We start from the raw sequence: 15618 nt of genomic DNA on the forward strand, positions 1-15618 counted from the left end.
GACTTATCATACCACATCTGTTCCTTTCATTTCCACCGTTTTTAGAAATTTTAAGATACCGTCGGAAATCGCCTGGGCACATTTTCTCTGATACTCCTCTGTCTGAAGCAGTTCTGCCTCTCTGGAATTGGTGAGAAATCCGGTCTCTACAATATTTACGATACCCTCGCTTTTCTTTAGAAGGTAATAGGAATTGTTTGCTTTTGCCTTTCTGGGCCTTTGAATCTCCAGCTGTTCGTTCATCGTTTCCTGGATACACTCTGCCAGTGCCTTTCCGCCCTCTGAATCTGCATAATAAAACACCTGAGGGCCGCAGACACTTTCGTCCTGATAGCTGTTCTGATGAATGCTGACTGTGAGAATGGGCTCTGTTTCTTCAATAAGGGCGCAGCGGTTCTTCAGGTCCTGATTCTTTTTGTTTCTGCTGTCCTCATCATACAATCCTGTATCATCCTCTCTTGTAAAAACAACCTCGTACCCTTCCGCTTCCAGATATTCCCCCAGGAAACCGGCGATTTTCAGGTTAATCCCTTTTTCTTCCAGTCCGTCAATCCCCACTACTCCCGGATCAATCCCTCCGTGTCCGCTGTCTATAACGATTGCTCCCGAATTCTCTGTTTTTTCCTGGGCTGTCAGGACAGCCCCCTCTCTGGAAAGGAGATATATGGCACAGAGCATTACCCCAGCCATAATCCTTTTTATCCATTTTCTCCCCATAGGGTTTCTCCTTATTCTGCTGTCTGTTAAATATATGCAGAATGGTTCCAGTGTTTTCCTTACTCCCTAATGGGGAATCCAGCAGTCCGCTGCAGCATCGCAGAACAGAAAAGCTGCCGGCTGCAGGACCTGTCCTGCAAACGGCAGCTTTTCCGTATCTCTATTTCATTATTTTACAGCACCATTTACAACACCGTTAAGGATCTGTTTCTGGCATACCAGATAGAAGATCAGAATCGGAATCAGGGCCAGCAGGTAAGATGCAAAGGCCAGGTTGTAGTTTGTACCGAACTGTGTCTGGAAGTTTAACTGTGCCAGAGGCAGTGTGTTTACATCGGTTCCGGAAAGGATGACCAGAGGAGTCATAACGTCGTTCCAGGTTCCCAGAGCAGTGAGAACTGCTACAGTTGCATGCATGGGTTTCATAACCGGGAAGATAATACTCCAGTAAGTCTTCCATGTGGTTGCTCCGTCTACTCTTGCTGCTTCCTCAAGAGCCAGAGGGATATTTTTCAGATAGCCGGAGTACAGCAGCAGGTTCATAGGCATATAGAATACCGTATACAACAAAATAACGCCCACTCTGTTTGCCAGTCCCATCTGTGCCGTCAGCTTTACAACAGGCATCATCAGGATTGCAAAAGGTACGAACATACCGCTTACAATGTAAAGATAGATGAAGCTGTAAACTTTGCTGTGTGCCATGCTTCTGCCTATAGCATATCCTGCCAGAGAATGGATGATTACTGCCAGGACAATAGCAATCACCGTGATCAGCACACTGTTTGCCAGAGAGTTCCAGAAATCGGTAACTTCCATAGCCTGAGCAAAGTTGCTGAAACTCCAGGAGCTTGGGAATGCCAGTGCTCCTGCAATGTCATTGGTCATTTCAGAAGGCTGCTTAAAGGCAATGATGATGGTCATATACAATGGAAAGAAGATGGTTAAGCAGCCGATGATCAAGAGAATGGTAATCGGCCAGTTTGTACGTGCCGTCTGTTTATTTCCTTTTCTATTCATTATAACTGCTCCTCCTTACTTCCTGTAAATTTCATTTGTGCTACTGAGATTACCACGATTACGATAAAGAAGATTACCGCATTGGCACTCTGGAAACCAAACTGTCCGCCGCTCATACCGTTGTTGTAGATCAGGTATGAGATAGACTCTGTACTCTGTGCAGGACCGCCTTTTGTCAAAGCCATGATCTGGTCAAATACCATCAGGAAGTTCTTCATACACAGTACCATATTAATGGAGAAGAAGGGAATGATCAGCGGGAAAGTCAGATTCTTGAATTTCGACCATCCGGTAGCTCCGTCAATAGAGCCTGCCTCATATACATCCTCCGGCACAGTCTGAAGACCGGAAATATAAATAATAGTATTCATTGCCACAGACTGCCAGCATGCTACAAATACGATGGCCAGCCATGCGCTGCTTTCACTTGAAAGCATACTGCTGGAAAGGAAACCGATTCCCAGCTTCTGTCCCACTGTAGGAAGGATATAGGTAAAGATAAAGCTGAAAATATAACCTACAACCAGTCCGCCCAGTACGTTAGGAATGAAGTAGATTCCCCTCAGAGCACTTTTCCCTTTGATCTTACTGTTCAGTCCCAGAGCCAGGATCAGGCTGACCACATTGGTGACAATGGTACTGACAATGGCAAATTTAAAGGTAAACAGATAAGACTTTCCAACTCTGGAATCCTGAAACAGATCTACATAGTTTCTGAATCCTACAAAGTCATAAGTTCCATAGCCTTTATAGTTTGTAAAACTGTAAATCACACCTCTGATCAACGGAAGTGTATTAAACATAAAGAATAAAATCAAAATCGGAATTGTAATGCACAGAAATGTTTTCTCTCTGTTTCCCATCTTTTTCTTCATCTTAACTTCCTCCTATTCTGCATCCGGATGCTCTTCCATGTACTCTTCCAGATTTCGGATCGTATCACGGTTATACCTTACCCACTCTGTGTCAAATCTCTCCAGGAAAGTATCTGTTGCGTTTTCGCTGTCGTCCAGCAGATAGGTCTGGATCATAGCATCTACAGCCATCTCACTTGGATAGTGGTGATCCTGATAATCCGCCAGATATCCATCTTCGATGTAAGTCTTCATACCATCCAGCATTGGAGCCAGTTCAAAGTCTCCCTCCTTACAGGGAACTGCGTTCTGGTCGTCCAGATAGAACTGAACGTTCTCATCCTCCAGCAGGAAGTCCAGAACTTCGTAAGCAGCCTCCTTATGCTCAGACTCTGCCAGCACAGAAAACTGCAGGTCATTACCGGAGTTCAGTTTATTCACAGAAGCGTCCTCACTTGCGGGCATTACAAAAGAGTCAATGTTGATATCCGGATTTACAGACTGGATCTGAGGAACCGCATAACTTCCGATAGGATACATAACCGCTTCCCCTCTGGCAAATGCCGTACAGGCATCATTATAGCTGTAAGCAAAAGGATCGTCCTGGGCATAATCCAGAAGTGCTCTGGTCTTTTCCGCAACTTCCCGGTAGTTATCTGTAAAGTTGGCTTCCCCTCGGTTTACCTGGGAGCAGATATCAGAATCCACCAGGTCTACAGCAATGGCATTCCACGGTGCCAGACAGGTCCAGGTATCTCTGAATCCAAAGAAGAAAGGCTGAAGGCCTTCCGCCTGGATATCCTCGCACAGTGCCAGGAATTCGTCCCAGGTAGTGGGGATTTCCCAGCCATACTCATCAAAAATGTCCTTGTTATACAGCACACCAGCGGCATTGGCTGCATAAGGTACCGCATATACGCCTTCCTGAGGCACCAGTTCCAGTTCTTTATCCATGTCCAGATACGCCTGTTTGATACTGTCCAGTCCTTCATAGTCAGAAATATCCATCAAAAGTCCTGCATCCAGGAAGTTTGAATAGTTCATATCGCCGCCGATACCGATAATATCCGGATAGTCCTCACGGATAAACCTGGTCTTCATAATCGTCGTCGCATCGTTTGGAGAGTCGATCACCAGTTCAATGTCGTCATGGGTCTCATTGAACTTTTTCTCCAGTTCCTCAAACACGCCCACTGCTTCCTGTTTGTACTGAATCATTTCGATCCGGATTTTTCCGTTGTCTCCCCCTGAGAGACTGCACCCGGACATTACTCCTGCTGCCGCCATGATTCCTGCCAGGGTAACACTGACAGCGGCAATTTTCTTTCTTCTCATCTTCTCATTCCCCTTTCCTGATGATGATCATTTTAGCTTCAAAAGGACGCAGAGTTCCAAAAGTTCCCTCTTCTGCATAGTTGGAAATCAGGACTTCCTGGCCATTCCATGTGTCTGGGAGTTCATACGGAACCTCCTGTCCTTTAAAGTTACATAATACTAAAAGCTGTTCTCTCTCCGTAGTTCTTGTATATGCAAAAATACATGGGTCATCTTTAAGAAGAAGCTGAAATTTCCCTTCTGTGAGGATAGGCTCTGTTTTTCTCAGCCTGATCAGTTTCTGGTAATAATAGAATATAGAATCCTGATCGATCAGCGCTTCCTCAGCATTGATCATGGTATAATTCGGATTACACCGTATCCAGGGAGTACCTTCTGTAAATCCTGCATTTGGCCCCTCATTCCACTGCATGGGAGTTCTGGCGTTATCTCTTCCCTTCACATAGACAGAACGCATCACATCTTCTTCTTTGTATCCCTGTTCTATCCGTTCTTTGTACATATTAAGAAGTTCAATATCTCTGTATTCCTGAATGTCAAACTGAACATTTGTCATTCCCAGTTCTTCACCCTGATAGATATACGGGGTTCCCTGCATTCCATGAAGACAGGTAGCCAGCATCTTGGCAGATTCTATCCTGTATTTTCCATCGTCTCCAAACCGTGAAACAGCTCTGGGCAGGTCATGGTTGTTCAGAAAAAGGCTGTTCCAGCCTTTGTTATAAAGGGCTGTCTGCCATTTTTCAAAAACCTGTTTAAACTCCAGGAAAGGCAGTTCTCTAAGGTCCCATTTTTCTTTTCCAGGTACCTGGTCCAGTACCATATGTTCAAACTGGAAGACCATAGAAAGTTCGCTTCCATCTGGATTGCTGTAAAGCATAGCTCTTTCTGGTGTAGCGCTCCAGGCCTCTCCTACCGTTACCAGGTCTCCTTTCTGGAAAGTTTCCCTGCTCATTTCCTTCAGGTAAGGATGAAGCATCTTTCCCTCTGCCATTACCATTTTATCTGGCTCTTTTCCGATAAGGTCAATGACATCCAGACGGAAACCGCCTACGCCTTTTTCCATCCACCAGTTGATCATCTTATAGATTTCCTGACGAAGTCTTGGATTCTCCCAATTCAGATCAGGCTGTTTTACAGAAAACTGATGGAGATAGTACTGCTGGCACTCTGGCACCCACTCCCAGGCAGGTCCGCAGAACGCAGATTTCAGCTCATTTGGATAGACTCCTTCCACCCCATCTCTCCACACATAATAGTCATGATAAGGGTTATCCTTACTCTTTCTGGCCTCCATAAACCATGGATGCTCGTCCGACGTATGATTCAAAACCAGGTCCATGATAATACGGATGTTCTTCTCCTTTGCTTTCTGGATAAGTTCCTCCATATCCTGAATATTTCCGAAAATAGGATCAATATCCTGATAGTCTGAGATATCGTATCCATTATCGTCCTGGGGGGATTTATACACAGGTGAAAGCCAGATGGCGTCAATTCCCAGTTTTTCAAGATAATCCAGCTTCCGGATAATACCTTGAATATCTCCGATCCCATCTCCGTTGCTGTCATAAAAACTTCTTGGATAAATTTGATAAATAACCGATGTTTCCCACCATTTTCTAGTCACTTTTTCCATGGTCTTCTCCTTCACGTTTTACTTACTGAATATAAGCCTAATTAGTTTTGTGAGGTTTTTCAATAAGTGTTGCAAAAAACTACATTACTTTACAAGTTTTTTACAGCTTTTTTGTGCATTTTGTTAAAAATCCCCTGTATTTTACCCTGTCTGGAATATATGCATCCTATACGGATACTTTCCATCTTTGGTCAAAATACAGGGGGATATGCTCTTTTATACAACATTCTGGCGTTTCCAGATATTCCGCACGCTTTCCCTTACAATCAGCTCCGTAGGCAGTTCCATGCTGCGCACCATGACTTTCTGCCCATAAATTCTCTTCAAAAGGAGTTTCACAGCTTCTCTTCCCTTGTCTGTAGGGGACTGGCGCACTGTAGTAAGAGTAGGCCTGGACAGCCGTGCATAAACATTGTCATCAAAACCTACCACCGAAATATCCTCCGGCACCCAGAGATTTTTTGAAAAGAACACGCTCACAGCTTCATTAGCATAGAGGTCTGCTGCAAAGAATGCCGCCGTGTATCCTTTCTCCCTGGCTGTTTTGGCAAACCTCCGCAAAACCTCATAACGAAGGTTTTTTTCCTGGGGAAGGAAATGATAGTCCTCCTGGGAATAGGGAACCCCTTGTTTTTCCAATGCCTCCTGATATCCCCTCAGCCTGGCCTGATTGCTGGCCAAGGGCTTTTCCTGATCACAGAAAAAAGCAATCTTTCTATGTCCCTGTTTGAGCAGATAAGAAGTAAGTTCCCTGGCGCCCTCCCGGTCCTGTAGGCCGATATTATCATAATTTCCCTCTCCGCAATCCACGAATACCAGTGGTTTTGCCGTCCTCTTGCAGAGAGCCTCACATCTGCCGGGATCACATCCCAGGATAATACTCCCTTCCACATTGTGGGCGGAAAGCTTTTTCAGAAACTCATCTTCACTATAAACCGTACTACATACCACATTTCTTCCTGTTTTTTCCAGTTCTTTTTCTATAGCCTCCAAAAGTTCTGCACAGAAAGGATCTGTATAAATATGTTCTCTTACACCGAAAAAGAATTCCACTATCACCAGTTTTAATTCATCCTGGCTGCCTCTTCCACCTTTGTTTTCCTGAACATAATGATTTTTTATCAGCATCTTCTCAATCCGCATGCGGGTCTGCTCAGACATTTTCTCTGTCCTGCCATTTATTACATTGGAAACTGTTGTAGGACTGACGCCAAGCTGTTTGGCAATCTCCTTAATCGTAATCATAACCTTCCACCTTTTAGAATAATTAATAATATATTAATCTTATAAAAATTTATAGAAAAATTCAACCTTTTCCCAAAATATTTCCATGTTTGATTAACATTTTTCCATATAGAACAGAGTAAATATCACAAAGCGGGAATACCGGATTCTTTTCCGATACTCCCGCCTTTCAAAGCAGCCTTATTCTAATAGTAGATTTACAGGTCTTCCAGTTCCTCTTCAAGCATAGCTTCGTCTTCTTCGCTGAGAAGTTTGGAAATCTGAAGGGCCAGCTTGCTGTCCTCATCTTCCTCTTCATCTTCTTCATCAAATTCTTCCAGCTCTGCAATATCCTCCATGGCATCCAGAAAATCCAGTTCCTGAGTATCTCCCAGGTGGAGTTCTTCTTCCTCCTGATCCGCTTTTCTGTCCTCTCCGTTCTTCAGCTCTTTCAGTTCAAGTTCCACTTCCTCTTCAAGGTCATTTAAGGAAGTAGGCATGCTGCTGATGATCTGATGGACTTCCTTATACGAGGACATAAATCTCTTTTGGGCCTGGTTGATCAGCTCTACGATCCCATTCATTTCTTCCTGGACAGCCAGATACTTTTTCTTGCCTTCCATCAGTTTATCATCAATCTCGGACTGAACAGATTCTACCTTGCGTTTTGCCTCTGCCTCAGCGTCCTGAAGCATTTTCTCACATTTTTCTCTGGTTTCTCTTTCCATGGTGTCTGCCTTTACTTGAGCCTCAAACACCAGCTTTCCGATACTCTCATAGTTATCGATATATTTCTGGTACTTTTCCTTAATGTCTTCTTCCAATCGTACCTGATATTCTTCTTTCAGCTCAATACGCTTCTGAAGTTCCGCGATTCTGGCATCTTTTTCTTCAATCTGCTTTTTATATGCTTCCTGCTGCTCTGCCATCTCGTCCTTCAGCTTCTGTATCTGCTCCTGAACCTCTTCCTTATCGTAGCCTCCCATGAGAGTTGTCTTAAACATTTCGTATTCTGCCATAACACTCCACCTCTTATCTTTCTCATTGTACATATTTACTGATAATGGCCCAGACATCATCTCGCTGGAAGCCAAGCTTCCATTCAGCCACACCGGCCAGATCATATTCCTGGATAAGTTTCATTTTTTCCTCCAGAGACTCCTCGTCTTCCAGCCACATTTTCAGGACTTTATTGTCCACAGTTGCCTCCGCATAATTTTGTGACATATCGGTATTCCAGTACACCTCCATGCCATACTGTTCTACATAGGCATCTGCCTGGTCCATACTACAGACTTCACTGGTCACTGTTCCATTATTAGCCTCTGTCCACAGCCGGGTATAGAAAGGCACACCGTTGATCACCTTCTCCTTAGGCACTTCTGAAAGTGTCTGGGTAATCCCTTCTTCCACAAATGGGAGAGATGCAACAGATCCTGCTGTTTCAGAGCCAACTGTGTGCTCGTCATATCCCATGATGATCACATAATCAGCCAAAATTCCCTGTTCCCTGCGGTTATAGAAAGCCGTGTACTGGGGCACTGGATTGTCTATAGACAAAACCAGCCCGTTATTCCTGCAGGCAACAGAAAGCTCCCTTATAAACTGGATAAAATGGACAGCTTCTTCCTCTGTCAGCGACTCAAAATCCACATTAATCCCATCCATATCCACCCGCTTTGCTTCTGAAATCAACATATCAATGATATGCTGTCTTGCACTGCGGACAGAAAGAGTTTCCAGGGTGCTCACATTTTCATTAAAATTATCAATCAGTCCCCATACTTCCAGACCTTTCTCATGGGCCTGCCGCACATAATCTTCACTTGCAAGAGAAGAAATATTCCCCTGGGTACTGGTTACAGAAAACCAGGTGGGGGAAATTACATTTACTCCCGTCATATTCTGGGTATCTGCGGCAAAAGCCTGATTTGCAGCTTCTGAAGTAACCTGATGCCAGGCCAGATTAATCTTATTATCCCTGGTCAAACTGGTAAAGTTTTCCTCATAGCTGCCTGTATAGGTATGTTCTGTCTCTTTTGCTGATGACAGAGCGCTGTTTTCCACATATCCGTCAATTCCATCTTCAGTCATTACCCTGGACCAATTATCCAGCTCTTCCAGTAAAATCATCTGTTCTCCGGCTTCCACATCTTTCAGGATCGGACTTTTGATCCCTCCCTGATAGCGTACCTGAGTCCCTTTGCTGGATTCTACTGTACGGACAGATTCCCATTTGTAAAGGATCACGGCTCTTGCCGGATTCTCATAGACGGTTCCCTGAATTTTCATATATTGTTCCAAAAAATCAAGTGCAATATAATATTCCCCGTCTATCTGCCTTACAATTGGATAGTTTTCTGTGACTGTTTCCCCTTCTCTGGTATAACTGCTGCTTTCCGGCTGTATCTCCATGATTTCCGTGGGCAGTGTATACAACATCTGCTGGGTTTCCTGGTCCCAGTAAAATCTTCCGTTCAGTTCCTCTGTTATCACCTGATAAGGAATGTATGCAATCCCATCCTCTATTTTCCCTTTGGAAGTACTTATGCTATCTTGTAAAACCAGGGATAATTCATTTGCGGCTCCCTGCTGATAATAGTCTGCTAAATCCATCCTGGCATCTGAGGGAGTATATCGCCGTATGGCACTTGTGATCACTCCCGCTGCTCCCACTAAAATGATCAGAAGCAAAGCGACCAGAACCGGAGCCAGCCTGCTGCTGCGCCTCCTTCTCCTTCTTCTACTTTTTTTTGCCATATTTCAGCTCCTCTTCATTATCTTTTGGCTCATGTGTATTATAGCATATTTTTCCTCGCCGTCATTATTTTCTTCCAGGATTTCATGAATTTTTCAGTTTTTTTCTATTTTGTATACAATTGAAAGCCGGTTTCTCCAATAAAATCAAAGGACAATCCCTGAATCTTTCCCTGTTCATCTTGTATATAATCCCGCATATATTCTCCCATCTCTGCAATCTGACATGCCTTCTCTATTTGTTTTGCTGTGGTCTGCTTCCCGTTTAAGAGCAGTGGAATCCCCTTTTTGCAATATATCTGCAGTTCCCGATGGAGTCTTTGTCTTTCTTTTTTCTTCATTCTTTTTGACGCAGGTTTTCCCGTGATATATTATTTCACCTGCAGCTCCTTTCCCGCATAATCCTCTCCATTTAAAACTCCTTTAGACGATAGAGGAGGCTGTCCCTGTTAAAATCACTCTCTGCAAAACTCTCTGTCTGATTTCTGATGACACAAATATAGCGTTATTCCTGTCTCCTGCCTGGAAATATGCGGCAATACAGAACGTATCCTCCGCTTGCAGCAGAATGCTGCGACAATGAATCTGAAAAGAACAATCTGAAAATCCCGAAGGCTGCTGAAGTTTTCACCCCTTTCTGTAATAAGATACAGAACCGCCTTCTCTATCTGAAAGTCATTATACCATTATCCTCCGGCAATAGCAAGTATTTCCTTCTTTACAAGCTTGTGTTGCATAGTATATAATATGAAATGGAAAATAGCATCTTAATGAATCATATTAGATAGGATGTGACTAAAAATGAAAATAGAAAAGATTAACGAAAACCAAATCCGCTGTACTCTTACTAAATCTGACCTTGAAGAAAGACATATCAGACTCAGCGAACTGGCCTACGGCAGTGAAAAGGCAAAAGATCTTTTCCGCGATATGATGCAGCAGGCTAATACAGAATTTGGTTTTGAAGCTGACAATATTCCACTGATGATTGAAGCAATTCCCGTTTCATCAGACAGTATTATCTTAATAATATCCAAGGTAGAAGACCCTGAAGAACTGGATACTCGTTTTTCTAAATTTACACCTTTCGGAAGCTCCGGAAACGGCAGTTCCGAGGGCACTGGCATAGAGCTGGAGGGTGCTGATGATATCCTGGATATCTTCAAAAAAATCTATGAAGCAAAATCCAAGGCTGCAGAAAACCGGAAAAAAGAAAAAAGTCCGGCTTCACCTGCATCTTCCAAACCGGCAGAGCCGGCTATTTCCGTAAACCTCATGCGGGAGTACACTTTCCCCACTTTAGATGCAGTGATTGAGGCTGCCCATGGGTTAAATAACTTCTTCACCGGTGAAAGCGCTCTGTATAAAGACGAGAAGAATGGTTCCTACTCCCTGATCCTCCATCAGGCTGGAACTTCTCCTGAAGATTTCAATAAGGTCTGCAATATGCTTTCCGAATACGGAAAAGGCCACTCTTCCTCAGCGGCTAAGGAAGCCTTCTTAATGGAACACGGCGGCTGCATGATAGCGAACTCTGCCTTAAGCAAGCTGGCCCAGATTTAAGATGTCTGTTTTCCAAGGACACAAAAATCAGCCTTTTTATGTCTCTGACATGAAAAGGCTGATTTTGCATTTTCTTCTCTCCGAATATGGAATTATTTATTTTCCAGGTAGTCGTTGATCTGAGCAACTAACATATCTCCGTTAATTCCATGAACCATAGCGGCCTCTGCAAGAGACTCTCCCTGAGCAGAAGGGCATCCGATACAGTGCATACCGGCTCTCATTAAAATTGGAACGATATTCTCATCTAAACGGATCAATTCACCGATTGTCATCTCTGGTGTTACTTTCATGGATATTTCCTCCTTAAAATTTTTTCTGTTTTATTATAATCCCTTTTCCCAGTATATTCAACTGTTTTTATCCATTTTCGGTCACATAACCTGTTAGTGCACTACCCGTACAGTCAATAATAAGATTCCCATGTATTGTACCGAATTTAAGACTTGTATTCTTGAAATAAATATATTAGAATAAGCGTAGTAACTGAATTACATATTCAGAATTATAAAGGAGGGTACAACCATGGCATACGTAATTACAGACGAATGTGTAAGCTGCGGAACATGCGCAGGAGAATGTCCAGTAGAAGCTATTTCTGAAGGAGATTCCAAATATGTAATCGACGCTGATACATGTGTTGACTGCGGAACATGCGCAAGTGTATGTCCTACAGAAGCTATTGTAGAAGGCTAATTATTTACATATGCTGACTGGTACACAGGATTTTGTGTACCAGTCTTTTTTTTGTTTTATAGAGAAAGGGACTTTCCTATAGATAAAAAAGGAGCCATGGCACATATCAATTCCACAACTCCTTTTCTGCTAATTCTTTTTCCTTCCGGTCCTTCCCAGCAGCCTTCTCTTTCCCTGGCCTTTTTTCTCCGCCGACGCAGCCACCTCTCTTCTGGACTGCTGACAGTCTCTGATTCGCTGGTCCAGTCTTTTATAACGGGCTTCCTCTGAATTCTGTTCCTGAAGCCGCTGCTCTACAAGCCGGCTGATAAGCTCCATAAATTCCGGAGGGATTTTTCCCTGTTCTTTTTTTCTCTGAGCTCCCTCTGTCTTTTTCTTTTCTCCGGTCCTGTCCTTCCTGAGAGTCTCATTTTTGTAGAAAAAGGGCGTCAGTTCTCCAATCTCCTTCAGAGAATACCCCCTTTTCTTCAGTTCCTTTATACTCAGGAATACCTGAATATCCCATCGGGTGTAGTATCTGTGTCCCATCTCATTTCTCTTTATCGGCAATTTCAGTTCTTCCTCCCAGTACCGCAGCACATGGGACTGAACCTCCAAAAACTTTACTGCCTGAGAAACTGAGTAAATGGTCTCCTCCATATACTGACCCCTTTCACATTTTCTCTCCAACAATTATAGCAGACCTGTCCTGAAATGCAAGAAAATATGTTCGACAAAAAGCGTTGACAAGTCCTATCCTGGATGATACACTAAGAAAAACAGCCAGGGAGCCCTGAAGGGCTGAGAGGAAGCGCCTGAGACTTCGACCTGTATTACCTGATTTGGATCATGCCAACGTAGGGAGTGTTATATAGCATACATGGAGTATTTCTATATCTGCACCCTATTTAGGTGCAGATTTTTTCTATAGAAAAGTCCTTCGGGTTTTGCAGAAATGTTCTCCAGTCAGAATCCCACCGGCGGAGCACTGCCCGCCAGGGAATCATCATTTTACTCACATCCTTCAGAAATTCTCCGGCAATATTTAATGGGAGGAAACCTATGAGCTATACAACACAGATGGACGCTGCCCGCCAGGGAATCATCACCCCTCAGATGGAGGCAGTGGCAGAAAAGGAACAAATAAATGTCAGAGAGCTTCAGGCGCTGATGGCCCAGGGAAAGGCCGTGATTCCTGCCAACAAGCTCCATACCTGCCTGGAGCCTAATGCTATCGGCTCTATGCTGAAAACAAAAATCAATGTAAATCTTGGTACTTCCAGAGACTGGAAAGACCTGGATATGGAACTTGAAAAAGTAAATGACGCAGTAAAAATGGGGGCAGAATCCATTATGGACCTTAGTTCCTTCGGTGATACCCAGAAATTCCGGAGAAAACTCACTGCCCAGTGCCCTGCAATCATCGGAACCGTTCCTATCTACGATGCCGTTGTCTACTATCACAAACCCCTGAAGGAAATCACTTCCAAAGAATGGATTGATATTGTAGAGATGCATGCCAAAGACGGAGTGGACTTTATGACCATCCATGTAGGGATCAATAAAGCTACCGCCGGACGTTTCAAGAAAAATAAACGTCTTACTAATATCGTTTCCAGAGGAGGCTCCATTATCTTTGCCTGGATGGAAATGACCGGTGAAGAGAATCCTTTCTATGAGCACTACGACCATATCCTGGATATCTGCAGGGAATACGATGTAACTCTGAGCCTGGGAGACGCCTGCAGGCCTGGATGTATTGCAGACGCAGGAGATATCTCTCAGATTGAAGAACTGGTGACTCTGGGAGAATTGACCAAACGGGCCTGGGAAAAAGATGTCCAGGTAATCATCGAAGGGCCGGGACATATGGCTCTGAATCAGATTGAGGCCAACATGAAAATACAGCAGACCATCTGTCAGGGAGCGCCTTTCTACGTACTGGGACCTCTGGTAACCGATATTGCTCCTGGATATGACCATATTACAGCCGCTATCGGCGGCGCTATTGCAGCAGCCAACGGCGCCTCCTTCCTCTGCTATGTAACTCCGGCAGAACATTTGAGACTCCCTGATGTAAATGACGTAAAAGAAGGCATTATCGCTTCAAAGATCGCAGCCCACGCTGCAGATATCGCAAAGGGCATTAAGGGAGCTGCCGACTGGGACCGTCAGATGAGTACAGCCAGAAAAAATCTGGACTGGGAAGAAATGTTCCGTCTGTCCATTGACCCTGAAAAGGCCAGACGCTACAGAGCTCAGGCAAAACCGGAAAAAGAAGACACCTGCAGTATGTGCGGCAACTTCTGTGCAGTAAAGAACATGAACCGTATCCTGGAAGGAGAAATCGTCAGCATCTACGACGAATGATTTTTCAGTAAAAAGAGCTGTCACATTAGACATATATCAGGAATAAAATGTATAAATATTCTCGACTCTATCTAATGCGACAGCTCTTATTTTTTCATATTCACAAACTTCGTATAATTTGGCATCCATACCAGGTTTACCGTACCGATAGGACCATTTCTCTGTTTTGCGATGATGATCTCTGCAATATTCTTATTTTCAGAGTCTTTATTATAATAATCATCACGATAGATAAACATGACCACATCGGCATCCTGCTCGATAGCTCCTGACTCTCTCAGGTCGGAAAGCATAGGTCTGTGATCAGGCCGCTGTTCCACTGCACGGCTCAGCTGTGACAGAGCAACTACAGGAACATTTAATTCTCTGGCAAGGGCTTTCAGGGAACGGGATATATCTGAAATTTCCTGCTGCCTGGACTCGCTTCTTCCGCTGCCAGTCATCAGCTGGAGATAATCGATAAAGATAATACCCAGATTATGCTCCATTTTATATTTTCTGCACTTAGATCTCAGCTCTGAGATAGAAATGCCCGGCTTATCATCAATGATCAGATTGGAATTTCCGATAACATTTGCCCCTTCTATCAGCTTGGCCCATTCTTCATCCTCCAGGTTTCCTGTACGGATATTCTGGGAATCCACCTTGGACTCCAGGGCCAGAAGACGGTTTACCAACTGTTCCTTAGACATCTCCAGACTGAAGATGGCAGCGGTTACATTGTTGTGAAAAGCCATATACTGGGCAATGTTCAGGACAAAAGCCGTCTTTCCCATAGAAGGCCTCGCCGCTACCAGTATAAGGTCTGAGGGCTGAAATCCGGAGGTCTTATAATCCAGATCGATAAATCCAGTAGGAATTCCCGTAACACTTCCCTGATTTCTGGAAGCCTTCTCAATTTTTTCTATGGCGTTCAGCACCACCTGGCGGATAGGCACATATTCCTGGCTTCCCCTGTTCTGGACCAGGTCAAAAATTTTTTTCTCCGTAACTTCCAGAATATCCTGTGTCTTTTCTTTTCCCAGATAACAGGCGTTGCTGATTTCCTCCGTGGTTTTGATCAGCTTTCGCAGCATAGCTTTCTCTGCCACGATTTCTGCATAGTATTTTACATTTGCCGAGGTAGGCACTGCGGAAAGAAGGTCCCGCACAAATTCCATGCTGGAGATTTCCGGCGGCAGGTCTTTCTCTTTCAGTCTCTCCTGAAGGGTTACCAGATCTACCGCTTTTCCCTCATCATGGAGCTCTACCATAGCCTCAAATACTATCCCGTACTGCTGCTGGTAGAAATCTGCCCCGGTAATGATCTCTGAGGCTTCGATAATAGCATCTCTGCTCATGATCATAGAACCGATGACCGATTGCTCCGCTTCCATACTGTGGGGCAGTATCCTTTTCATCAATGCCTCTTCCATACTGAGGAAACTCCCTTCTAGCGTAACTCCATATTCTCAGTCAGACAAT

At 44.1% G+C, this 15618-nt stretch carries 15 protein-coding genes and 1 riboswitch; of the genes, 3 read left to right on the forward strand and 12 right to left on the reverse strand.

From position 1 onward, the window contains the following. Positions 1 to 6: 6 nt before the first annotated feature. The 9 genes from B5G00_RS15625 to B5G00_RS15665 form a co-directional block, all read right to left on the reverse strand. Positions 7 to 717: an N-acetylmuramoyl-L-alanine amidase gene (locus tag B5G00_RS15625; RefSeq protein WP_087274400.1), complete on the reverse strand. Its 711-nt coding sequence runs from the start codon at positions 715 to 717 to the stop codon at positions 7 to 9. A 168-nt stretch (positions 718 to 885) separates the two neighbouring features. Continuing rightward, positions 886 to 1737, reverse strand: a complete 852-nt coding sequence (locus B5G00_RS15630; protein WP_087274402.1) for a carbohydrate ABC transporter permease — start codon at positions 1735 to 1737, stop codon at positions 886 to 888. Continuing rightward, on the reverse strand, positions 1737 to 2612 hold the full coding sequence (locus B5G00_RS15635; RefSeq protein WP_087274404.1) for a carbohydrate ABC transporter permease: 876 nt from the start codon (positions 2610 to 2612) through the stop codon (positions 1737 to 1739). The genes B5G00_RS15630 and B5G00_RS15635 overlap by 1 nt, the downstream gene beginning before the upstream one ends. 12 nt (positions 2613 to 2624) lie before the next feature. Beyond that, a complete protein-coding gene (locus tag B5G00_RS15640) occupies positions 2625 to 3926 on the reverse strand; it encodes an ABC transporter substrate-binding protein (protein WP_087274407.1) in 1302 nt (433 codons plus the stop codon). Positions 3927 to 3930: 4 nt separating this feature from the next. Further along, positions 3931 to 5565, reverse strand: a complete 1635-nt coding sequence (locus tag B5G00_RS15645) for a glycoside hydrolase family 13 protein (RefSeq protein ID WP_087274409.1) — start codon at positions 5563 to 5565, stop codon at positions 3931 to 3933. 216 nt (positions 5566 to 5781) lie between these two features. After that, complete coding sequence (locus B5G00_RS15650) at positions 5782 to 6810, reverse strand: LacI family DNA-binding transcriptional regulator (RefSeq protein ID WP_087274411.1); 1029 nt, start codon at positions 6808 to 6810, stop codon at positions 5782 to 5784. Between the two features lie 197 nt (positions 6811 to 7007). Next, positions 7008 to 7808: a hypothetical protein gene (locus tag B5G00_RS15655; protein WP_087274414.1), complete on the reverse strand. Its 801-nt coding sequence runs from the start codon at positions 7806 to 7808 to the stop codon at positions 7008 to 7010. Between the two features lie 22 nt (positions 7809 to 7830). Continuing rightward, positions 7831 to 9549, reverse strand: a complete 1719-nt coding sequence (locus tag B5G00_RS15660) for a glycosyl hydrolase family 18 protein (RefSeq protein WP_087274416.1) — start codon at positions 9547 to 9549, stop codon at positions 7831 to 7833. Positions 9550 to 9653: 104 nt separating this feature from the next. Next, positions 9654 to 9887 (reverse strand): hypothetical protein, encoded by a 234-nt coding sequence (locus B5G00_RS15665; protein ID WP_087274418.1) that lies wholly within the window; start codon positions 9885 to 9887, stop codon positions 9654 to 9656. A 460-nt stretch (positions 9888 to 10347) separates the two neighbouring features. Between B5G00_RS15665 and B5G00_RS15670 the strand changes: the two genes are divergently transcribed. Next, entirely contained in the window at positions 10348 to 11109 is a 762-nt protein-coding gene (locus B5G00_RS15670; protein ID WP_087274420.1) for an adaptor protein MecA, read from the forward strand. Between the two features lie 92 nt (positions 11110 to 11201). On the opposite strand, the gene B5G00_RS15675 is transcribed toward B5G00_RS15670, so the two are convergent. Further along, entirely contained in the window at positions 11202 to 11402 is a 201-nt protein-coding gene (locus tag B5G00_RS15675; RefSeq protein WP_087274422.1) for a DUF1858 domain-containing protein, read from the reverse strand. Between the two features lie 232 nt (positions 11403 to 11634). On the opposite strand from B5G00_RS15675, the gene B5G00_RS15680 reads away from it, so the two are divergent. Beyond that, positions 11635 to 11805, forward strand: a complete 171-nt coding sequence (locus tag B5G00_RS15680; protein ID WP_087274425.1) for a DUF362 domain-containing protein — start codon at positions 11635 to 11637, stop codon at positions 11803 to 11805. Positions 11806 to 11934: 129 nt separating this feature from the next. On the opposite strand, the gene B5G00_RS15685 is transcribed toward B5G00_RS15680, so the two are convergent. After that, a complete protein-coding gene (locus tag B5G00_RS15685; protein ID WP_087274427.1) occupies positions 11935 to 12444 on the reverse strand; it encodes a helix-turn-helix domain-containing protein in 510 nt (169 codons plus the stop codon). A gap of 114 nt (positions 12445 to 12558) precedes the next feature. Then, positions 12559 to 12665, forward strand: a riboswitch (TPP riboswitch). Positions 12666 to 12846: 181 nt separating this feature from the next. Here B5G00_RS15685 and thiC point away from each other — a divergent pair. Then, entirely contained in the window at positions 12847 to 14154 is a 1308-nt protein-coding gene (gene thiC / locus B5G00_RS15690; protein WP_087274429.1) for a phosphomethylpyrimidine synthase ThiC, read from the forward strand. Positions 14155 to 14240: 86 nt separating this feature from the next. Here the strand turns inward: thiC and dnaB are convergent, their stop codons facing one another. After that, positions 14241 to 15569 (reverse strand): replicative DNA helicase, encoded by a 1329-nt coding sequence (gene dnaB / locus B5G00_RS15695; RefSeq protein WP_087274431.1) that lies wholly within the window; start codon positions 15567 to 15569, stop codon positions 14241 to 14243. Between the last annotated feature and the right edge of the window lie 49 nt (positions 15570 to 15618).

It is taken from the genome of Blautia sp. An46 (assembly GCF_002161645.1).
GTDB classification, from domain to species: Bacteria; Bacillota; Clostridia; order Lachnospirales; family Lachnospiraceae; genus Blautia; species Blautia ornithocaccae.

Coding starts and splice junctions, on each gene's coding strand:
- B5G00_RS15625 (WP_087274400.1), bottom strand. CDS start 717: ATGGGGAGAAAATGGATAAAAAGGATTATGGCTGGGGTAATGCTCTGT.
- B5G00_RS15630 (WP_087274402.1), bottom strand. CDS start 1,737: ATGAATAGAAAAGGAAATAAACAGACGGCACGTACAAACTGGCCGATT.
- B5G00_RS15635 (WP_087274404.1), bottom strand. CDS start 2,612: ATGAAGAAAAAGATGGGAAACAGAGAGAAAACATTTCTGTGCATTACA.
- B5G00_RS15640 (WP_087274407.1), bottom strand. CDS start 3,926: ATGAGAAGAAAGAAAATTGCCGCTGTCAGTGTTACCCTGGCAGGAATC.
- B5G00_RS15645 (WP_087274409.1), bottom strand. CDS start 5,565: ATGGAAAAAGTGACTAGAAAATGGTGGGAAACATCGGTTATTTATCAA.
- B5G00_RS15650 (WP_087274411.1), bottom strand. CDS start 6,810: ATGATTACGATTAAGGAGATTGCCAAACAGCTTGGCGTCAGTCCTACA.
- B5G00_RS15655 (WP_087274414.1), bottom strand. CDS start 7,808: ATGGCAGAATACGAAATGTTTAAGACAACTCTCATGGGAGGCTACGAT.
- B5G00_RS15660 (WP_087274416.1), bottom strand. CDS start 9,549: ATGGCAAAAAAAAGTAGAAGAAGGAGAAGGAGGCGCAGCAGCAGGCTG.
- B5G00_RS15665 (WP_087274418.1), bottom strand. CDS start 9,887: ATGAAGAAAAAAGAAAGACAAAGACTCCATCGGGAACTGCAGATATAT.
- B5G00_RS15670 (WP_087274420.1), top strand. CDS start 10,348: ATGAAAATAGAAAAGATTAACGAAAACCAAATCCGCTGTACTCTTACT.
- B5G00_RS15675 (WP_087274422.1), bottom strand. CDS start 11,402: ATGAAAGTAACACCAGAGATGACAATCGGTGAATTGATCCGTTTAGAT.
- B5G00_RS15680 (WP_087274425.1), top strand. CDS start 11,635: ATGGCATACGTAATTACAGACGAATGTGTAAGCTGCGGAACATGCGCA.
- B5G00_RS15685 (WP_087274427.1), bottom strand. CDS start 12,444: ATGGAGGAGACCATTTACTCAGTTTCTCAGGCAGTAAAGTTTTTGGAG.
- thiC (WP_087274429.1), top strand. CDS start 12,847: ATGAGCTATACAACACAGATGGACGCTGCCCGCCAGGGAATCATCACC.
- dnaB (WP_087274431.1), bottom strand. CDS start 15,569: ATGGAAGAGGCATTGATGAAAAGGATACTGCCCCACAGTATGGAAGCG.